At 74.3% G+C, this 21784-nt stretch carries 2 protein-coding genes and 1 pseudogene; all 3 read right to left on the reverse strand.

Annotated features, from left to right (window positions below; translation table 11 throughout):
- Positions 1-41 precede the first annotated feature (41 nt).
- The gene (locus tag ACZ61C_RS31730; RefSeq protein ID WP_465311538.1) at positions 42-5921 is read right to left on the reverse strand and encodes a type I polyketide synthase; all 5880 of its coding nucleotides are present in this window, start codon (positions 5919-5921) and stop codon (positions 42-44) included.
- Positions 5921-16363: pseudogene (locus tag ACZ61C_RS31735) on the reverse strand (SDR family NAD(P)-dependent oxidoreductase); the annotation flags it as partial. The pseudogene ACZ61C_RS31735 and the gene ACZ61C_RS31730, both read right to left, overlap by 1 nt.
- Positions 16364-16396: 33 nt before the next feature.
- Positions 16397-21778, reverse strand: a complete 5382-nt coding sequence (locus tag ACZ61C_RS31740) for a type I polyketide synthase (protein ID WP_465311539.1) — start codon at positions 21776-21778, stop codon at positions 16397-16399.
- Positions 21779-21784 lie beyond the last annotated feature (6 nt).

The following is a 21784-nucleotide window of genomic DNA, read 5'->3' on the forward strand; positions in this document are numbered from 1 at the left end:
ACCGAGCTTCGAACACAAGTTCACCACTCGATCAGGTGAAGTCAGGGCTGGAGATCCGCCAGCCAGTCGTGCACGCTCCGAGCCGTGGAAGAGGCGTGCTCGCGCATCATCGAGAAGTGGTCGCCCGGAGTGTCCACAGTAGACGATCGGAGCTCCCACGTCGCCTGCCAGTCCGGGCGGTCGGACCATGAGGGCAACGGGGATGACGCTCGCAGCAGGAGAGTCGGCGTCGAGAGCGAAGATGGCACCCAGCCGTCGAAGATCTCCAGGTAGCCGCCCATCGCCGTCAGGCGGGCGTCGCCGACCGAAGCACCGGACATCTCCCCCGCCAGCTCACCCTGGACGTCGGCCAGGACGTCCGCGCTCTGCAGATACGTGTCCAGAAGCGCCACTCCCCGCGGCGCCGCGCCGCGAGACGCCAGCAAGCGCGCCAGTTCGTGCGCCACCGGGCCGCCCGACGAATGCGCCGCCAACGCGAACGGACGGCCTTCCGTGTGCCGCAGCACCACTTCGGCCAAGACCGACACCAGCGCCGGGATGGACGTCGGCAGCAGCTCGCCCGCGTGGTAACCGGGCAGCGTCAGGACCGACGTGTCCCGCAAGTCGCGCAGTGCCGCCGCGAACCGCGCGTACTCCTGCGGCCCGGACATCGCCAGCACCGACGGCACGCAGATCAGCTCGGTCCCCGCGCCGCCCTTGGCCAGGCGCACGACGTCGACGCCGTCGGGGCGCGCGCCCTCCTCGAACGTCGGGCGGAACCGGGCCGCACGCGCCAGGAGCTCGACGAACTCGCCGAAGCGGCCTGTCCGGCCCGCCTCCGCCAGCATCGGGCCGAACAGGCCCGCCGGTTCGGGAGCCGGCTGCGGGGTGTCGCTCAGCGCCGACGCCACCGCCTGGGCGACGTCGAGGACGGTCGGCTGCTCGAACACCAGCGTCGCGGGCAACGTGAGCCCGGTGGCGCTGTTGATGCGGTTGCGCAGTTCGACGCCGGTCAGCGAGTCGACGCCCAGCTCGAGGAACCGCGCGGCCGCCGCGATGTCGGTGGCGTCTTCGTGGCCGAGGACGTCGGCGAGGTGGCCGCGCACCAGGTCGACCAGGAGCTTCTCGGCCTCCACCGGGTCCGCAGCGGCGATTCGCGTGCGGAACTGCGACGCGGAGCTCGTCTTGCGCCGAGCGGGCGCGCGCACGAGGCCACGCAGCAGGGGCGGCACGTCACCGTCCTGGGCGCGCAGGACGGCGGGGACGTCCAGGCGGATCGGCACCGTGAGGACCTCGTCGCCGGCGAGTGCCGCGTCGAACAACGCGAGGCCCGACTCGGTGGACAGACCGCCGCCGGACACCGTGGCCGTCGACTCGCCGCGTTCCTCCCACAGGCCCCACGCCATCGAGTGCGCCGGAAGTCCTTGGGCGCGGCGGTGTTCGGCGAAGGCGTCGAGAAAGACGTTCGCCGCCGCGTACGCGCCCTGGCCGGGGTTGCCGAAGACGCCCGCCGCGGACGAGAACAGCACGAACGCCGCCAGATCCAGGTCGGCGGTCAGGTCGTGGAGGGCCACCGCCGCGTCGACCTTCGCTCGCAGCACGCGCTCGAGCCGGTCCGGGGTGAGGCTGCTGACCAGGCCGTCGTCGAGGACGACCGCGGAGTGCACCACGGCGGTGAGCGGGTGCGCCGCCGGGATCGTGCGCAGGACTTCGGCGAGGCGGGTGCGGTCGGCGGTGTCGCAGGCGGCGATCGTGACCGTGGCGCCGAGCTCGGCGAGGTCGGCCGCGAGGGCGTCGGCGCCCGGGGCCTCGGGGCCGCGGCGGCTGAGCAGGAGGAGGTTGCGGATGCCGTACGCCGTGACGAGGTGACGGGCCAGCAGCGCGCCCACCGCGCCTGTGCCGCCGGTGATCAGGACCGTGCCTTCGGGGTCGAGGGGGCGGATTCCTTCGGGCGGCGGGTTTTTTGCCAGGCGGGGTGCGAGGGCGACGCCTTCGCGCAGGGCCAGCTCGGGTTCGCCGGTGGCCAGGGCGGCCGGGAGGAGGGCGAGGGATTCGGGGGTTTTGTCGAGGTCGATGAGGGCGAAGCGGCCGGGTTCTTCCGCGGACGCCGAGCGCAGCAGGCCGCGCGCGGTTGCGGCGGCGACCCCGCGGGTTGCGACGACCAGTTTGCTGGTGGTGGGGGATTCGGCCAGCCAGCGTTGGATGAGGTCCAGCGCCGAGCGAGCCGCGTTTCCGGCTGCTGTGGGGAGGTCCGGGCCGGAATCGTCCACTGTGGTCAGGACGACGGCGGGAGCGGAGGCCGGGGACTCGATGACTGGGAGGTCGAGGCCGAACCGGTCCGGCCCCAGCAGCGCAACATCCACAGCAGACTCCGCCACCACAACCGGCGTCCAATCGACCCGGTACAGCGGCTCAAGACCCGCCGACGGCAGGTCCCGCGTCTGCACCGCGTCCACCGAGAACACCGGCTCGCCGGCGGAATCCGCCGCCTCCAGCCGCATCCCCGACGAGCCCGGCGAGAGCCGCACCCGCAACGAAGTCGCCGAAGACGCCGTCACCCGCGCCCCCGTGAAGGAAAACGGCAGACCCGGGCGTCCGTTACCCAGCAACCCGCCCAGCAACGCCCCGTGCAACGAAGCGTCCATCAACGCCGGGCTCAGCGTGAACCCGTCCGGACCGGACTCCAGCTCGACCTCGGCAAAAACCTCCTCGCCCCGCCGCCAAGCCGCACGCAGGCCCTGGAACGAAGGTCCGTAAACCAGCCCGATCGCCGACAGCTCCGCATAGATGTGCTCGAGATCCACCGGCGTGGCGTCCGCGGGCGGCCACGGTCCCACCGAAACCACCGGCGGAGACGTCGGAGCCAGCGAACCCGTCGCGTGCAACGTCCACGAACCCTCGTCGGTCCGCGAATAGACGTCCACCGAGCGCGTGTCCCCCGCAGGGCCCAGCGCGAGGTGCAGCTGCACGGAAGCCGACAGCGGCAGCGGCGCCGCCAAAGTGAGGTCGGCCAGCGTCCCGTAACCCCACTCGGCGCCGGCGGACACAGCCATCTCGACAAACGCCGTGCCCGGCAGGAGCACCGCGTCCATCGCCGCGTGGTCCGCCAGCCACGGGTGCGTCGCCAGGGAGACGCGGCCCGTGTACCGCACCGCGTCCGACTCCGGGAGCGGCACCGCCGCGCCCAGCAGCGGGTGGCCCGTCGCCGTGAGGCCGGCCACCGAGACGTCGCCCGACGCCGTGCGGAGCGTGTCCAGCCAGTAGCGCTGTCGCTGGAAGCGGTACGTCGGGAGGTCGGTGAAGCCGCCGCCGATCACGCCCGCCCAGTCCACCACCGCGCCGTGCACGTGCGCCTCGGCGAGTGCGGCGAAGAACCGCGGCAGGCCGCCGTCGGAACGGCGCAACGAACCGACCACCGCCGCGTCCGTGCCTTCCAGGGTCTGGCGGGTCGGTAGCACGATCACCGGGTGCGGGCTGCACTCGACGAACACCGTGTGCCGGTCTTCGGCCAGCGCCGCGACCGCCGGTTGGTACAGCACAGGCTGGCGCAGGTTCCGGTACCAGTACTCGGCGTCGAAGCCCGCGGTGTCCTGCACCGAACCGGTCACCGTCGAGTACATCGGGATCGTCGACCGGCGGGGCTTGATCCCCGCCAGGTCGCGCAGCAGGTCCTCACGCAGGGCGTCGACCTGCGCGGAGTGCGCCGCGGTGTCCAGGCCCGGCACGCGCTTCGCCCAGACGCCGTCAGTTTCGCACGCCGTGAGGAACTCGGTCAGCGCCTCGGGCTCGCCGGAGACGCCGCAGGAGGACGCGCTGTTGACCGTCGCGACCGACAGCCGGTCGCCCCACGGCGAAAGGCGTGGGGTCAGCTGCTCCTGGCTGAGCGCCACCGTCGCCATCGCGCCGTGGCCGGACAGCCGCGCCGAGACCTTGCTGCGCGCCGCGACGATCAGCGCCGCGTCGTCGAGGTCCAGGCCACCGGCGACGTACGCGGCGGCGACCTCGCCCTGCGAGTGCCCGACGACCGCCGCCGGCTGGACACCGTGGGCGCGCCACAGCTCCGCCAGCGACACCATCACCGTGAACAGCACCGGCTGGATCACGTCGATGCGGTTCAGCTCGGGCGCGCCGGGTTCTTCGCGCAGCACCGCCAGCACGGACCAGTCGAGGTGCGCGTCGAACGCCTTCGCGCACTCCTCGGCCGCGTCGGCGAACGCGGGAGCCGACTCGAGCAGCGCACGAGCCATCGCCGGCCACTGCGAACCTTGGCCGGGGAAGACGAACGCCACCTTGCCCGGTGACCGGGTCACCCCGGTGACGACCAGGTCGCTCGGCCGGTCCTCGGCCAGCGCGCCGAGGCCGGCGAGGACGTCCGAGCCGACCACGGCGGCGCGGTGGGCGAGCGCGGCGCGGCCGGAAGCGAGAGTGCGGGCGACGTCGGTCCGGTTGAACCCCGACGCGAGCGAATCACGCAGGGCGGCGGCCTGGTCCCGCAGCGCGGACGCCGTCTTGCCCGACAGGACCAGCGGGAACGCGCCTTCCGGCGACTCCACGGCAAAAGGCTCGGCCTGCTCCAGGATGACGTGCGCGTTCGTGCCGCTGATCCCGAACGACGACACGGCCGCGCGCCGCGGGCGGCCGGTCTCCGGCCACGGCACGTTCTCCGGCACCAGCGCGACCGCGCCCGAGCTCCAGTCCACATGGGACGACGGGTTCGCGGAGTGCAGCGTCCGCGGCACCACCCCGGCCCGCAGCGCCTGCACCATCTTGATGATCCCGCCGACGCCGGCCGCGGCCTGGGAGTGCCCGATGTTCGACTTCAGCGAGCCGAGCAGCAGCGGCCGGTCGGCCGGACGATCCCGGCCGTAGGTGGCGAACAGCGCCTGCGCCTCGATCGGGTCGCCGAGCGACGTCCCGGTGCCGTGCGCCTCCACCGCGTCGACGTCCGAAGTGGACAGTCCGGCGGCGGCGAGAGCCTCCCGGATCACCCGCTGCTGTGAGGGGCCGTTCGGCGCGGTCAGCCCGTTGGACGCGCCGTCGGAGTTCACCGCCGAGCCGCGGACCACGGCGAGCACCGGGTGCCCGAGCCGCCGCGCCTCGGAAAGCCGTTCCAGCACTAGCATCCCCGCACCTTCGGCCATGCCGAACCCGTCGGCCTCCTCGGCGAACGCGCGGCACCGGCCATCGCGGGACAGGGCTTTCTGCTGACTGAAGCTGATGAAGGCGTCCGGCTGGGCGACGACGGTGGCGCCGCCGGCCAGCGCCAGCGAGCACTCGCCGTTGCGCAGCGCCTGCGCGGCGAGGTGCAGCGTGACCAGCGACGACGAGCACGCCGTGTCGACGCTGACCGAAGGCCCTTCGAGGCCGAAGGTGTAGGAGATGCGGCCCGACGCGATGCTGGTGGAGTTGCCGAGCGCCGCGTGCGCTTCGGTCTCCGCCGGGATCTCCGTGGCGCCGCTGGCGTAGCTGCTGTTCATCAGCCCGACGAACACGCCGACCTTGGCGCGCCGCAGCGACAGCGGGTTGATGCCGCCGTGCTCCAGCGCTTCCCACGACGTCTCCAGCAGCAGCCGCTGCTGCGGGTCCATGCCCAGCGCCTCGTGCGGCGAGATGCCGAACAGCCCCGCGTCGAACTCCGCCGCGCCGTCGAGGAACCCGCCGTGCCGCGTGTACGACGCGTCGGCGCCGTCCGGGTCGTAGAGGCTCTCGAGGTCCCAGCCGCGGTCGGCGGGGAACTCCCCCACCGCGTCGACACCGTCGGAAACCAGCCGCCACAACCCTTCCGGCGAGTCGACCCCGCCGGGGAACCGGCAGGCCATCCCGACGATCACCACCGGGTCGGCGGCCTCCTCCTCGGCCTTGGCCAGCCGCTGCCGGGTCTGGTGCAGCTCGGTGGTCACCTGCTTGAGGAAGTGCCGGAGCTTGTCCTCGGTCGTGGTCATCAGGAGATCCCCAGTTCCTTGCCGATGAACTCGAACATTTCGTCGTCGCTGGCCGCGGAGATCCGGTCGGCGACGTCGTCACCGGGCCGGTCCTCGTCCCAGGCGCCGAGCAGCGCGGCCAGCCGGTCGCGGACCTGCTCGCGCACGTCGCCCTCGACCCCGGTGAGCGTGGCCTCCAGCCGGTCGAGCTCGGCGAGCACCGGCGGCGCCGCGGGCTCGGCCGGGGCCAGCTCGCCGTCGAGGTATTCGACCAGCGCGTTCGCCGTCGGGTAGTCGAAGACGAGCGTCGCGGGCAGGCGGATGCCGGTCGCCGCGCCGAGGCGGTTGCGCAGGTCCACCGCGGTCAGCGAGTCGAACCCGAGCTCGGTGAACGCCCGGGCCGGGTCGACCGGCGTGCCGGCCGCGAAGCCGAGCACCTTGCCGACCTCGGTGAGCACCAGGTCACGCAGGACCTGCTCGCGCTCGGCGCCGGTCATCGGCGTGAGCCGCTGCCGCAGCGCGTCCGCGGAAGCCGCCGACGCCGCCGCGGCCGTCCGCAGGGACGTCGTCGAGCGGACGACCCCGCGCAGCAGCGGCGGGACCTCGGCGGACCGGGCACGCAGCCCGGCCAGGTCGAGCTTGGCCGGCACCAGCACCGCCGCGCCGTGGGCGCGGGCCGTGTCGAACAGCGCGACCCCTTCCGACGCGCTCAGCCCGGCGCCCAGCCGCGCGCGGTCGGCGGCGCTGAGGTCCTCGGTGAGCACACTCGTGTCCGCCCAGAGGCCCCACGCCAGCGAGCAGGCCGGCAGCCCCTGCGCGACGCGGTACTGCGCGAGCGCGTCGAGGTAGGTGTTGGCCGCCGCGTAGTTCGCCTGGCCGGGCGCGCCGAAGACCCCGCCGGCCGAGGAGAACAGGACGAACTCGGCCAGGTCGGCGTCCTTCGTCAGCTCGTGCAGGTTCCAGGCCGCGGCGGCCTTCGGGCGCAGGACACGCTCGAGCTGCTCGTGGGTCAGGTTGGTGACGACGGCGTCGTCTCGCACCCCGGCGGTGTGGATCACCGCGGTCAGCGGGTGGTCGCCGGGCACCCCGTCCAGCACCGCCGACAGCGCGTCGCGGTCGGCGGTGTCGCACGCGGCCAGCGTCACCGACGCCCCGAGCGCGGTCAGCTCGGCCCGCAGCTCCTCCGCGCCCGGCGCAGTGGCCCCGGACCGGGAGGTGAGCAGCAGGTGCCGGGCGCCCGAAGCCACCAGGTGCCGGGCGACGAGCGAGCCGAGGACGCCGGTGCCGCCGGTGACCAGCACGGTGCCGTCGGGATCGAACGTCCGCGGCGCCGCGACCGCTTCCGGCGTCCGCGTCAGACGCGGAGCCAGCGCGGAACCCTTGCGCAGCAGCAGTTCCGGCTCGCTGCTGCGGATCGCCGCGGGCAGCGCGGCCAGGGACTCCGCGCTGCCGTCCAGGTCGACCAGCGCGAACCGGTCGCCGTGCTCGGACAGCGCGGACCGCGTCAGGCCCCAGATCCCCGCGGTCGTGAGGTCGGTGACGTCCGGGCCGGCGGCCAGGGCGGTCAGCAGCACCAGCCGCTCCTCGCGGTCGTCGGCGAGCCAGCTCTGCAGGAGATCCAGAGCCGCGCCGACGGACTGTGGCGCGGCCAGGACGACCTCGGCGCAATCGCCGGCCGAGGGGAAGACCCCGCCGGCGCCGTGGTGGTCCACCCCGAGCAGGGCGACGCCCTCGGCGGCCGCGGCGGGCAGGCCGACCGGCGTCCAGTCCAGGCCGAACAGCGTGTCGTTCGCGGTGACCGCGGACGCGCCGAGCTGCCGGGTGTCGACTTCCGCGGACTCGACGGCCTCGATCGCGGCGACCGGCGCCCCGGCCGGGTCGGCGAGGTGCACCGCGACGATGTTCTTCGCCGCCGGGGAAAGCCGGGCGCGCAGGGTGGTCGCGCCGGTCGCGTGCAGGCTCACCCCGCCCCACGAGAACGGCAGCCGGATCACGTCCGGGTCCTCGCTCGGGGTGACGAACTCGCCGAGCGACATCGCGTGCAGCACGGCGTCCAGCAGGGCCGGGTGCACGCCGAAGCCTGCGGCGCCTTCACTGACCGGCTCGGGCAGCTCGACCTCGGCGTAGACGTCGTCGCCGTCGCGCCAGGCGGCCCGCAGGCCCTGGAACGCCGGGCCGTAGGTGAACCCGCTCCCGGCGAGCTCCTCGTAGAGGCCGTCGAGGTCGATCTCCTCGGCGCCCGCGGGCGGCCACGCCGTGAGCGTGAAGTCCGCCGCGGGAGCCGTCTCGGTGAGCAGGCCGGTCGCGTGCCGCAGCCACGGGCCCTGGCTGTCCTCGTCGGCGCCGCGGGAGTGGATGTCGAGCTCGCCGCCCGCGCCGACGGTCACCTGCAGCTGGACCGCACCGCGGGCGGGCAGCATCAGCGGGCTCTGCAGCGTCAGCTCGGCGACGTGCGGGCGGCCGGTGCGCGAACCCGCGTGCAGCGCGAGGTCGAGCAGGGCCGTGCCCGGCAGCAGCGGATCGCCGTTGACCGCGTGGTCGGCCAGCCACGGGTGGCTGCCGAGCGAGAGCTGCCCGGTGAACAGGTGGGTGCCGCTCTCGGGCAGGTCGGTGACGCCGGTCAGGATCGGGTGGCCGCTGCGGTTGAGCCCGGCGGTGTGGCCGGCGCCCTGGCCCGGCGCCGGCGTCAGCCAGTAGCGGCGACGCTGGAAGGCGTAGGTGGGCAGGGGGATCTGCCGCGCGCCGCTGCGGGTGAAGAACGCCGACCAGTCGACCGAACCGTGGTGGGCGTGCAGTTCGGCCGCCGAGGTGAGGAACCGGCGCTGGCCGCCGTCGCGGTGCAGGGTGCCCAGCACCGGCACCGGACGCCCGGCCGTGGCCGCCGCGTCTTCCAGCGGGCCGCCGAGCACCGGGTGCGGGCTGACCTCCACCAGGTGCGTGAAGCCCTGGGCCAGCGCGGCGAGCACCGTGGTGTGGAACTGGACCGGGTTGAGGGTGTTCTCGAACCAGTAGTCCCCGGTGAGCAGCGTGGTGTCGATCGCCTCACCGCGGGTCGAGGAGAAGAACGGGAGGTCGGTGCCCACCGGACGGACCGGCCGCAGCGCCTCGGTGATCTCGGCTTCGCACTGCCCAACACTCGGGTGGTGGGACGCAAAACCGACGTTGACCCGGCGGTAGCGGACACCATCCCGCTCGCAGGCCGCGCCGAAGCCGTCCAGCGCCTCGGTGTCACCGGCGACGATGACCTGGGACGGGCCGTTGACCACGGCGACCGTCAGGCCCCACGGCTCGATCGCCGCCGCGGCCTGTTCCGGCGTCAACAGCACCGAAGCCATTCCGCCGACACCTTCCAGCGAAAGCAACGCCTTGGCGCGAAGGGCGACGACACGGGCGCCGTCCTGCAGCGAGAGCGCGCCCGACACGGTGGCCGCGGCGATCTCCCCCTGCGAGTGGCCGACCACCCCGGCCGGGACCACGCCGTAGGAGCGCCACAGCTCGGCCAGGGAGACCATCACGGCCCACAGCGCCGGCTGCACGACGTCCATCCGCTCGAGCGCGGCCTCGTCGGCGAGCACGTCGAACAGCGACCAGTCGACGAACTCGCTCAGCGCCTGGTCGCACTCCCGCAGCCGGGCGGCGAAAACCGGTTCCTGCCCGGCGAGGTCGAGTCCCATGTGGACCCACTGCGCACCCTGCCCCGGGAAGACCATGAGCACCCGGTCCGACCCCGAACCGCTGCCGACGACGACGTTCTCGTCCTCGCCCGCGGCCAGCCCGGCCAGGCCGGCGAGGAGCTCGTCGCGGTCCGCGGCGACCACCGCGCCCCGGTGGGTGAACGCCGTGCGGCCCGCCACCAGGGAGTGGCCGAGGTCCGCCAAGGCCAGCTCTGGGGCGGCCAGGGCCTGGTCGTGCAGCCGGGAAGCCTGCCCCCGCAAGGCTTCCGGCGTCTTGCCGGAGAGCAGCACGGGCACGACCGGCGCGTCCCCGGCCGCGGCAACAGCGGCTTCCGGAGCCTGCTCCAGGACGACGTGCGCGTTGGTGCCGCTGATCCCGAACGACGACACGGCGGCCCGGCGCGGCGCACCGGTTTCCGGCCATGGCTGGGACTCCTGCAGCAGCCGCACGCCACCGCCGGCCCACTCGATCTTCTCCGACGGCGTCCCGGCGTGCAGCGTCTTCGGCAGGACGCCGGTGCGCAGCGCCTGCACCATCTTGATCACGCCACCGATACCGGCCGCGCCCTGGGCGTGGCCGATGTTCGACTTCAGCGAGCCCAGCCACAGCGGCCGGTCGTCGGAGCGACCGGCGCCGTAGGTGGCTTGCAGTGCCTGGACCTCGATCGGGTCGCCCAGCGGGGTGCCGGTGCCGTGCGCCTCGACGGTGTCGACGTCCGAAGCGGCCAGTCCGGCGTTGGCCAGCGCCTGGCGGATCACTCGCTGCTGCGAGGGCCCGTTGGGCGCGGAGAGCCCGTTCGACGCGCCGTCCTGGTTGACCGCCGAGCCGCGCAGCACCGCGAGCACGGGGTGCCCGTGCCGTCGCGCCTCGGAAAGCCGTTCGAGCACCACCACGCCGACGCCTTCCGCGGCGCCGAACCCGTCGGCGTCTTCGGAGAACGCCTTGCAGCGGCCGTCGGCGGCGAGCGCGCGCTGCCGGCTGAAGAACACGAACGCGTCCGGGGTCGGCGTGACGTGCACCCCGGCGGCCAGCGCGAGCGAGCACTCCCCCGAGCTCAGGGCCTGGGCGGCGAGGTGCAGCGCGACCAGCGACGACGAACACGCCGTGTCGATGCTCATCGACGGGCCTTCGAGACCGAACGTGTAGGAGACGCGCCCGGACACGACACTTCCCGCCGCGCCCGTGCTCAGGTGGCCTTCGACCTCGTCGGGGATGTCGCCGATGCCGGTGCCGTAGGTGGCGCCCATGACCCCGGCGAACACGCCGGTCTGGCTGCCGCGCAGGGACCGCGGGTTGATGCCCGCGCGCTCGATGGCCTCCCACGACGTCTCCAGCAGCAGGCGCTGCTGCGGGTCGGTCGCCAGTGCCTCACGCGGGGAGATGCCGAAGAACTCGGCGTCGAAGTCCCCGGCGTCGTACAGGAAACCGCCGCGGGTGGTGTAGAGCTTGCCCGAGCGGTCGGGGTCCGGGTCGTAGAGGCCGTCGAGGTCCCAGCCGCGGTCGGCCGGGAAGTCGCCGATCGCGTCGGCGCCGGAGCTGACCAGGTCCCACAGCCCTTCGGGCGAGCTGACCCCGCCGGGGAACCGGCAGGCCATCGAGACGACGGCGATCGGGTCGTCGGTGGCCGCCTTCGTGCCGGTCACCGCGCTCACGGCGGCGTCGGCGCCGAGCAGCTCGGCCGCGAGGTGCGCGGCCAGGACCTTCGGGTTCGGGTAGTCGAAGATCAGCGTGGCCGGCAGCCGCAGGCCGGTCGCGGCGGCGAGCTGGTTGCGCAGCTCGACCGCGGTGAGCGAGTCGAAGCCGAGCTCGCTGAACGCGCTGTGCTCTTCGACGTCGGCGGCCGAGTCGTGGCCGAGCACGGCCGCGACCTGGCCGCGGACCAGCTCGGACAGCTCGTCGACCGAGGTGAACCCGCCGGTCGCGGTCTGGGGAACGGCCTGCGCGGCACGACGGCGCGGCGTGCGCACCACTCCGCGCAGCAGCGGCGGCAGGTCCGGCACCGCGGCCAGCGCGGCGCGGTCCAGGCGGATCGGCACCAGCACCGCGCGATCAGTGGCGCAGGTCAGGTCGAACAACCGCAGGCCTTCGGTGACACTCAGCTCGGTGACGCCGGAGCGATGGAGCCGCTCGCGGTCGGCGTCGGTCAGCTCGGTGGTCATGCCGGCCGCGGTGTGCTCCCAGGAGCCCCAGGCCAGCGAGTGCGCGGCCTGGCCGTTCGCGCGGCGATGCTGCGCGAGGGCGTCGAGGAAGGTGTTGGCCGCTGCGTAGTTGGCCTGGCCGGGGCTGCCGAGCACGCCGGACGCCGAAGAGAACAGCACGAACTGCTCGAGGTCCGCCGTCAGCTCGTGCAGGTGCGTGGCGGCGTCGACCTTGGCGGCCAGGACCCGGTGGAGCTGCTCGGGGGTCAGGCTGTCGACGAGGCCGTCTTCGAGCACCCCGGCCGTGTGGACGACCCCGGTGACGGCGAAACGGCTCAGGACGTCCGCCAGGGCGGCGCGGTCGGTGACGTCGGCGGCGACGACGTCGGCGCCCAGCTCGTCCCGCAGCTCCGCCGCACCGGGAGCGTCGAGGCCACGGCGGGACAGCAGGACGAGACGGGCTCCGGACGCCGCCACGTGCCGGGCCACGGCCGAGCCGAGCCCGCCGGTGCCGCCGGTGATCAGGACCGTGCTGTCCGGGGAGAACACCGGCGCGTCCACAGTGGACAGGGGCGCGGTGGTCAGGCGCGGGGCGAGCACGCGGTCGCCGCGCAGGGCCAGCTGCGGTTCGCCCGCGGCCAGCGCGGCGAACACCGGGTCCGCCGCGACGGGCCCGTCGGTGTCCAGCAGCACGAACCGGCCGGGGTGCTCCGACTGCGCGGACCGCACCAGGCCCCAGACCGGGGCGTGCGCGAGGTCGGGCACGTCCTCGTCGCCGGTCGCGACCGCGCCGCGGGTGACCAGGACGAGCGTGACGGCTTCGAGGCGGGCGTCCGCCAGCCACGACCGCACCAGGGTCAGCGCCTGCTCGGCCGCGGTGTGCGTGTCGGCCGCGAGGTCACCGGAACCGTGCTGGCACAGCGCGGCGAACACGACCTCCGGCAGCTCCTGCGCGGCGGCCACGGCCGAGACGTCGAGGTAGCGCACGGCCGCGGGCAGGCCGATCTGGTCGGCGCCGAGAACACCGATCCGCTCCGGCTTCGGCGCCTCGGCGGGGTCGAGGACGGTCCAGTCGACCTGGTACACCGACTCCGCGCGGGCCTGGGGCCGTTCCGCGGCACGCGTCCGCAGGGACTCCGCGGCCAGCACCGGCGTGCCGGCGCCGTCGAAGACCTCGACGGCCACTGTGCCGTCTCCGCGGACCAGGCGCACGCGCAGTTCGGTGGCGCCGACGGCGTGCAGGGCGACGGTCTGCCAGGCGAACGGCAGCTCCGGCGCGGCACCGTCTTCGGCGAAGAGCGCGATGCCGTGCAGGGCGGCGTCGAGCAACGCCGGGTGCAGGCCGAACGCCGCGGCCTCGTCGTGGTGGTCCTCGGGCAGGGTGACCTCGGTGAAGATCTCGTCACCGCGGCGCCACGCGGCGCGCACGGTGCTGAACGCGGGCCCGTAGTCGAGCCCGGCGCCGGAGAGCCCGGCGTACAGCTCGGAGACGTCGACGGCGGTGGCGCCCTCCGGCGGCCACACCAGGGTTTCCGGCTGGGCCGGGACGCCGGTGGTGAGCAGGCCGGTGGCGTGCAGCTGCCACGGCTCGTCGTCGTCCGCGCGCTCGTCGCGGGAGTGCACGGTCAGCTCGCGGCGGCCCTGGTCGTCGGCCGGGCCGGCGAACACCTGCAGCCGCACCGCGCCGTCGGCCGGGACCACCAGCGGCGCGGCGAGGGTCAGCTCGGCGAGCTGGTCCGCGCCGACGTGGGAACCGGTGTGCAGCGCGATGTCGACGTACGCCGTCGCCGGGAGCAGGACGCTGCCCAGCACCACGTGCTCGGCGAGCCAGGGTGACGTCGCCGTCGAGAGGCGGCCGGTGAACAGGAAACCGTCCCCGCCCGCGAGCCCGGTGGCCGCGCCGAGCAGCGGGTGCCCGGCGGCGCCGAGCCCGGCGGTCGCGACGTTGCCGCTCGTGTCCGTCGCGTCCAGCCAGAAGCGCTTGTGCTGGAAGGCATACGTCGGCAGCGCGGCCGTGTCCCGGGCCGGGAGCCAGGCACTCAGGTCGGGCTTGACCGCGGTGCGCGCGTACAAAGTGGACAGTGCGGCGAGCACACTGCGTTCCTCGGGCTTGCCGGGGTGCAGCAGCGCCGCGGCCGCGTGGTCGCCGGCGCCGAGGGTGTGCCCGGCGAGCGTCGTGAGGGTGGTGTCGGGGCCGACCTCGAGGTACCCGGTGACCCCGTGCGCGGCCAGCGTCTCGACCGCGGGCCCGAACCGGACGGCCTCACGGATGTGCCGCGTCCAGTACTCCGGGTCGGCCAGCTGCTCGGCCGTGGCGAGCTGCCCGGTGACGTCGGAGACGATCGGGACGCGCGGCTCGTGGAAGGTCAGCGTGGCCGCGTACTCGCGGAACGCGGGCAGGATCGCCTCGGTGTGCGGCGAGTGGAAGGCGTGGCTGACCTTGAGCGCCTTGGCCTTGCGCCCGCGGGCCTGCCACTCCTCGACGATCGTGGTGACGGCGTCGCGGTCCCCGGAGACCACGAGCGAGTCCGGGCTGTTGACCGCGGCGACGGAGACACCTTCGGGCAGCTGCCCGAGCTCCTCCGGCGTCGCCGCGAGCGTCGCCATCGCGCCGGTGGCCGGGAGGGTCTGCATGAGCTGGGCACGCTTGACGACCAGCCCGGCCGCGTCGGCCAGTGTGAGCACCCCGGCGACGTGCGCGGCGGTCAGCTCGCCGATCGAGTGGCCGACCAGGAAGTCCGGGCGGACCCCGAAGGACTCCAGGAGCCGGTAGAGGGCGACCTCGATGGCGAACAGTGCGGGCTGGGTGTGCTCGGTCTGGTACAGCAGCTCGGCTTCCGGGCTGTCCGGCTCGGCGAACACCAGGGACTCGACCGGGATCCGGGTGTGTTCGTCCAGCGCCGCGCAGGTCTCGTCGAAGGCCTTCGTGAAGACCTCGAACGTGCCGTACAGCTCGCGGCCCATGCCCGGGCGCTGCGAACCCTGGCCGGAGAACAGGACGGCAAGGGCGCCGTCCGTGCCGGTGCCGGTCACGACGTCCGGCGACTGGGCGCCCTCGGCGATCGCGGCCAGCGCGTCGAGCGGCAGCGAACCGGCCTCGGCGAGCACCACCGCGCGGTGTTCGAGCCGGGCGCGGCCGGTGAACAACGTCGCGGCGGCCGCGGCCGGGTCGACGTCCGGGCTGAGGTGGTCGGCGAGCCGGCGGGCCTGGGCGCGCAAGGCGTCGGCGGTCTTACCGGAGAGCACCCACGGCGTGTGGGGATGTGTCTGCGCCGCACGTTCGACGGGTTCCGCGGCGGGCGGCTCTTCGATGATGACGTGCGCGTTCGTCCCGCTGATGCCGAAGGACGAGATCCCGGCGCGCCGCGGCTTCTCCCCGCGTGGCCACTCGCGCGCCTCGGTGAGCAGCTCGACGGCGCCCGCCGTCCAGTCCACTTTGGACGACGGCGCGTCGACGTGCAGGGTGGCCGGCAGGACGTCGTGGCGCATCGCGAGGACCATCTTGATGATCCCGCCGACCCCGGCCGCGGCCTGGGTGTGCCCGAGGTTCGACTTGAGCGAGCCGAGGTACAGCGGCTCCTCGCGGTCGCGGCCGTAGGTGGCGAGCAGCGCCTGCGCCTCGATCGGGTCGCCCAGCGAGGTGCCGGTGCCGTGGCCCTCGACGGTGTCGACGTCCGAAGTGGACAGTCCGGCACTGGCCAGCGCCTGCCGGATGACCCGCTGCTGCGACGGGCCGTTCGGGGCGGTGAGGCCACTGCTCGCACCGTCCTGGTTGACCGCGGAGCCGCGGATGACCGCGAGCACCGGGTGGCCGTTGCGCTGCGCGTCGGACAGCTTCTCCACCAGCAGCATCCCGGCGCCCTCGGACAGGCCGGTGCCGTCGGCGGCGTCCGCGAACGCCTTGCAGCGGCCGTCCTCGGCGAGCGCGCGCTGGCGGCTGAACTGGATGTACGGCTCGGGGATGGCCATCATCGCGACACCACCGGCCAGGGCCAGCGAGCACTCGCCGTTGCGCAGGGCCTGGACGGCCAGGTGCAGCGTCACCAGCGACGACGAGCACGCGGTGTCCGCGGTCAGCGCCGGGCCCTCCAGCCCGAAGGTGTAGGAGACGCGCCCGGCGGCGACCGCGCCGGAGTTGCCGTTGCCGAGGAAGTTCTCCAGCTCCTCGGACAGCCGGCCGAGCCGCGTGTGGTAGTCGTGGTACATCATCCCGGCGAACACGCCGGTCCGGCTGCCGCGCAACGACGTCGGGTCGATCCCGGCGCGCTCGAAGGCCTCCCACGACGTCTCCAGCAGCAGCCGCTGCTGCGGGTCCATCGCCAGCGCCTCGCGCGGCGAGATGCCGAACAGCGCCGGGTCGAAGTCGGCGACGTCGTCGAGGAAACCGCCGGTCTTGAGGTAGCTCGTGCCCGGCCGGGTCATCGTCGGGTCGTGGAGCTCGGCGAGGTCCCAGCCGCGGTCGGCGGGGAACTCGCCGACCGCGTCGACGCCGTCGGCGACGATCCGCCAGAGCTGCTCGGGCGTGCGCACGCCGCCGGGGAAGCGGCAGGCCATCCCGACGATCGCGATCGGCTCGCGGCTCGCCTCCTCGACCTCGCGCAGGCGGCGCCGGGTTTCGCGCAGGTCCGCCGTGGCGCGCTTGAGGTATTCGAGGTACTTGTCTTCGTTCGCCACCGCGAGCTCCTAGCTTTCCAGCTCGTTGTCGAGCAGGTCGAAAAGTTCTTCCGCGGTCGCCGAGTCCAGCTCGCTCCCGCCGTCGCCGGAGACGCGGGCGACACATTCGGCGGCGAGCGCCCGCAACCGGGCGGCCGCCCGCTGGGCTTCCTCGGCGTCGACCGCCGTCAGCAGGCCTTCGAGGCCGGCCAACGCGGTCCGCAACGCCCCGCCGGCCTCGGCCTCGGCGCTGGGCAGCTCGGTGTCGAGGAACTTCGCCAGCGCGGCCGGGTTCGGGTAGTCGAAGATCAGCGTCGCCGGCAGCCGCAGCCCGGTGGCCGTGTCGAGCTGGTTGCGCAGCTCGACCGCGGTGAGCGAGTCGAAGCCGAGGTCGAGGAACCCGCGCTCGGCGCCGATGTCCGCCGGCCCGCTGTGGCCGAGCGCGAGCGCGGCCTGCGTGCGGACGAGGTCCAGCAGCGCCTTCGAACGCTCTTCACCGGACAGCCCGGCCAGCCGCTGGGTGACCGGCTGCGGCTGGGCCACGGTGGTCTTCCGCGGCGCGCGGATCAGGCCGCGCAGCAGGGCGGGGACGCCATCACCGGCCTTCGCCCGCAGGGCCGGCAGGTCGAGCCGCATCGGGACGAGCAGCGGGAGTGCACTGTGGACACTGGAGTCCAGCAGCGCCAAGCCGTCTTCGACCGACAGCGGGAGGACACCGCTGCGGGTGATGCGGCCGCGGCCGTCGTCGTCGAGGGTGCCGGTCATGCCGCCGCCGGTGTGCTCCCACGAGCCCCAGGCCAGCGAGTGGGCGGGCTTGCCGGTCGCGCGGCGGTGTTGGGCCAGGGCGTCGACGTAGGCGTTGGCGGCCGCGTAGTTGGCCTGGCCGGGGCTGCCGAGGACACCGGAAGCCGAGGAGAACAGGACAAACGCGTCGACGTCGCCGACGAGGTCGTGCAGGTTCTCGACCGCGTCGACCTTGGCCGCGAGGACCCGGTGGAGCTGCTCGGGTGACAGGTTGGTCACCAGGCCGTCGTCGAGGACGCCTGCGGTGTGCACAACGGCCGTGAACTTCGTGTTCTCGACGAGGTTCTCGACGGCGGCGCGGTCGGCGACGTCGCAGGCCACGACCTCGGCGCCGAGCTCGGTCAGCTCGGCCGCGCCCGGGGCGTCCGGACCCCGGCGCGACGCGACAACCAGGCGATCGGCCTTCGCGACGAGGTGGCGGACGACGAGCGAGCCGAGGCCGCCGGTGCCGCCGGTGACCAGGATCGTGCCGGTCAGACCGTCCACATCGGATGGCTCCGCGGTGGCCTTCGCGAGGCGCGGGGCCAGGAGCCGGGACGCGCGGAGGGCGAGCTGCGGCTCGTCCGTGGCGAGCTCGGCGGCGGAGCCGTCGGTGTCCACGAGGACGAACCGGCCCGGGTTCTCGGACTGGGCGGCGCGGACCAGGCCCCAGACCGTCGAGTGGGCCCGGTCCGGGACGTCTTCGCCGGGGGCCGTGCTCACCGCGCCGGTGGTGACGAAGACGAGCTGCGCGTCGGCGAGCCGGGGGTCGGCGAGCCAGGCCTGGACGAGGTGGAGCGCCTGCTCGGCGGCCTGGTGCGCCGCGGCGGCGTCGGTGCCGTCGACCGGAAAGGAGGTGAAGACCATGCTGGGGGCAGGGAGGCCGTCCAGCTCGGCCTGCAGGGCGGCGAGGTCGGGGAACGAGCCCAGGTCGGCGAAGGCGCAGGCCGGGTCGTCGTCGGCGGTGGCCAGGGCGACGCGGCCGCGAGGGGCGGGCGCGCTCGGGACCGGGAGCCAGTCGAGGGTGAAGAGCGCGTCCTTCTCGGAGGGGGCGCCGGCGAGGAGTTCGGGCGACAGCGGCCGCGAGACGAGCGACTCGGCCTTGGCGACGGGGTTGCCTTCGCTGTCGGCGACCTGGACGGTGAGGCCTCGGGTGCCGGTGGCGCCCAGGCGGACGCGGAGGGCGTCGGCGCCGGCGAGGTGCAGGCGGACGCCGGTCCAGGAGAAGGGCAGGCCCGCGTCGGCGGCGTCGGCGAGCAGCCCGGGAATGCCGACGGCGGGGTGCAGGGCGGCGTCGAGCAGGGCGGGGTGCAGGCCGAAGCGGGGGGCGTCGGCGCGGACGTGCTCGGGGAGAGCGACCTCGGCGAAGATCTCGGTGCGGTCGCCCTCGGTGCGGCGCCAGGCTTGGCGGAGGCCGCGGAAGGCGGGGCCGTAGGTGAGGCCGCTGTCGGCGATGCGGTCGTAGATCCCGTCGAGGGCGACGGGTTCGGCGCCTGGGGGCGGCCACTCGGCGAGGGATGTGGGGGCGGCGGAGGCCGATCCGATCGCAGCGGGCTCGCTCGCGTCGAAGCCGCGCTCGGCCGACTCGCCCGCTTCCGCGCCGAGGAACCCGCTCGCGTGCGCGGTCCATTCGTCCTCACCGTCGGCCGGGCGGGAGTCCAGCCTCAACGCGCGGCGGCCGTCCTCCTCCGGCGGACCGACGTGCAGCCGCACCGCCACCGCACCCTGCTCCGGGATCACCAGCGGCGCCGCCAGCGTCAGCTCGGCCAGCTCCGCGCCGCCGCCCGTGTGCAGCGCCATGTCGATGTACGCCGTTGCCGGGAGGATCACCGTGCCCAGGACCACGTGGTCGGCCAGCCACGGGTGGCTGTGCAGCGACAGCCGTCCCGTGGCCACCGAAGCGCCGTCGGGCAGGGTCAGGGTTGCGCTCAGCAGCGGGTGCGCTCCCACGCCCTGGCCGAACGCGCTCGCGTCGCCGGCCGGCTCACCCGGCGTGAGCCAGAAGTGCTGGTGCTCGAACGGGTACGTCGGCAGCTCCACCAGCCGGGCGCCGGGGAAGAACGAGTCCCAGTCCACCCGGGTGCCGGTCACGTGCAGGCGCGCCAGCGCCGACAGCACCGCGCGCGGCTCGTCGAGGTTCTTGCGCAGCAGCGGAACCGCGCCCTCGACCAGCGACGACAGCGCGCCGTCCGGGCCCAGCTCCAGGAACGTCCGGACGCCGGCCTCGCGCAACGCCGCGACCCCGTCCGCGAACCGGACGGCGTCACGCACGTGCCGCACCCAGTACTCCGGCTCGGTGAGGTCGGCGTCACCGCCGGTCAGGGTGGAGACGACCGGGATCGTGGGCCGGGCGAAGGCGAGCCCGGACACCACCGCGCGGAACTCGGCCAGCATCGGGTCCATGAGCGGCGAGTGGAACGCGTGCGACACCGGCAGCCGCTTGGTCTTGCGCGCCTTCGCCACGAACTGCGCGGCGATCGCCGTCACCGCGTCCTCGGCGCCGGACACCACCACGGCTTCCGGGCCGTTGACCGCGGCGATCGACACGCCGTCGGTGAGCAGCGGGACCACCTCGGCCTCGGTGGCCTGCAGCGCGATCATCGCGCCGCCCTCGGGCAGCGCCGCCATCAGCCGCCCGCGGGCGGTGACCAGCCGGGCCGCGTCGGCCAGGGACAGCACCCCGGCGACGTGGGCCGCGGCGATCTCGCCGATCGAGTGCCCGGCGACGAAGTCCGGCCGGACCCCCCGCGACTCGGCCAGCCGGAACAGCGCGACCTCGATCGCGAACAACGCCGGCTGGGTGTTCCCGGTCCGGTTGAGCGCGGCGGCGTCGTCTCCCCAGACGACGTCACGCAGGCCGGGGTCGAGCTCGGCGAGGACCGCGTCGAACGCCGTCGCGAAGACCTCCGAAGACGCGTACAGCTCACGCCCCATGCCCAGCCGCTGGGCGCCCTGGCCCGAGAAGAGGAAGGCCAGCTTTCCGTCCACAGTGGACCCGGTGACGACGTTCGCGTCCGGCTCCCCGGCGGCGAGCGCGGCCAGCGCGTTCTCGGGATCGGCGAGCACCACGGCGCGGTGCTCGTGCCCGGCGCGGCTGCGCGCCAGCGTGAACCCGACGTCGCCGGGCCGCGCGCCCCGCAGCGCCGAAAGCACCTGTCCGGCCTGGGCCCGCAGCGCTTCCGGGGACCGGGCGGACAGCGGCAGCGGACCCGGGACGTCGGCCGCGGGGACCTCCGCCGCGGGCGCCTGCTCGAGGATGACGTGCGCGTTGGTGCCGCTGATGCCGAACGACGACACCGCCGCGCGCCGCGGGCGGCCGGCTTCCGGCCAGGGCCGGGCCTCCGTCAGCAGCGAGACGGCGCCGGAAGCCCACTCGACGTGCGGGGTCGGCTCGCCGGCGTGCAGGGTGGCCGGCAGCAGGTCGTTGCGCAGGGCCAGGACCATCTTGATCACTCCGGCGACCCCGGCCGCGGCCTGGGTGTGACCGACGTTCGACTTCACCGAGCCCAGGTGCAGCGGCCGGTCGGTGTCGCGGCCCCGGCCGTAGGTGGCCAGGAGCGCGTCGGCCTCGATCGGGTCGCCGAGCGACGTGCCGGTGCCGTGCGCCTCCACCGCGTCGACGTCCGAAGTGGACAGTCCGGCGGCTTCGAGGGCCTGCCGGATCACGCGTTGCTGGGACGGGCCGTTGGGAGCGGTGAGGCCGTTGGACGCGCCGTCGGAGTTGACCGCGGAGCCGCGGACGACCGCGAGCACCGGGTGGCCGAGCCGCCGGGCGTCGGAAAGCCGTTCCACCAGCAGCATCCCGGCGCCCTCGGCGATGCCGAAGCCGTCGGCGGCCGCGGAGAACGGCTTGCAGCGGCCGTCGCGGGACAGCCCGCCCTGCTTGCTGAACTCGGCGAACAGGTCGGTGGTGCAGACGACCGTCGCGCCGCCGGCCAGCGCCAGCGAGCACTCGCCGGAGCGCAGCGCCTGGGCGGCGAGGTGCAGCGTGACCAGCGAAGACGAGCACGCGGTGTCGACGGTGACGGACGGCCCTTCGAGCCCGAGCGTGTAGGAGATCCGGCCGGAGACGACGCTCGCCGCCGAGCCGGTGGACAGGTAACCCTCCCCCTCGGGAGCCTGCAGCAGCACGTTTCCGTAGTCCTGGCCGTTGGTGCCCGCGAAGACGCCGACCCGCTCACCGCGCAGCGACGCCGGGTCGATCCCGGCCCGCTCGATGGCTTCCCACGACGTCTCGAGCAGTACGCGCTGCTGCGGGTCCATCGTCAGCGCTTCCTTCGGGGAGACCCCGAAGAAGCCCGCGTCGAAGTCGCCCGCCGCGTCGAGGAACGCGCCGGTGCGGACGTAGCTGGTGCCCGGGCGGCTCAGCTCCGGGTCGTACAGGCGGTCCATGTCCCAGCCGCGGTCGGCGGGCACCTCGGCGACGGTGTCGACCCCTCCGGCCAGCAGGTCCCAGAACCGCTCCGGGGTGTCCGCGCCGCCGGGGAAACGGCAGCCGAGGCCGACGATCGCGATCGGCTCGCTCGCGCGCCGCTCGGCGTCGGCGAGCCGCGCCTGGGCGTCGTCCAGCTCGGCCACCGCGCGCTTGAGGTAGCGGCGGAGCTTGTCCTCGTTGTCCATGCGTTGCACCTCGTT

Source organism: Amycolatopsis sp. NPDC104587 (assembly GCF_055583645.1).

Bases quoted from the DNA above. Each gene is read 5' to 3' on its own strand.
- ACZ61C_RS31730 (WP_465311538.1), bottom strand. From the start codon at position 5,921: ATGACCACGACCGAGGACAAGCTCCGGCACTTCCTCAAGCAGGTGACC.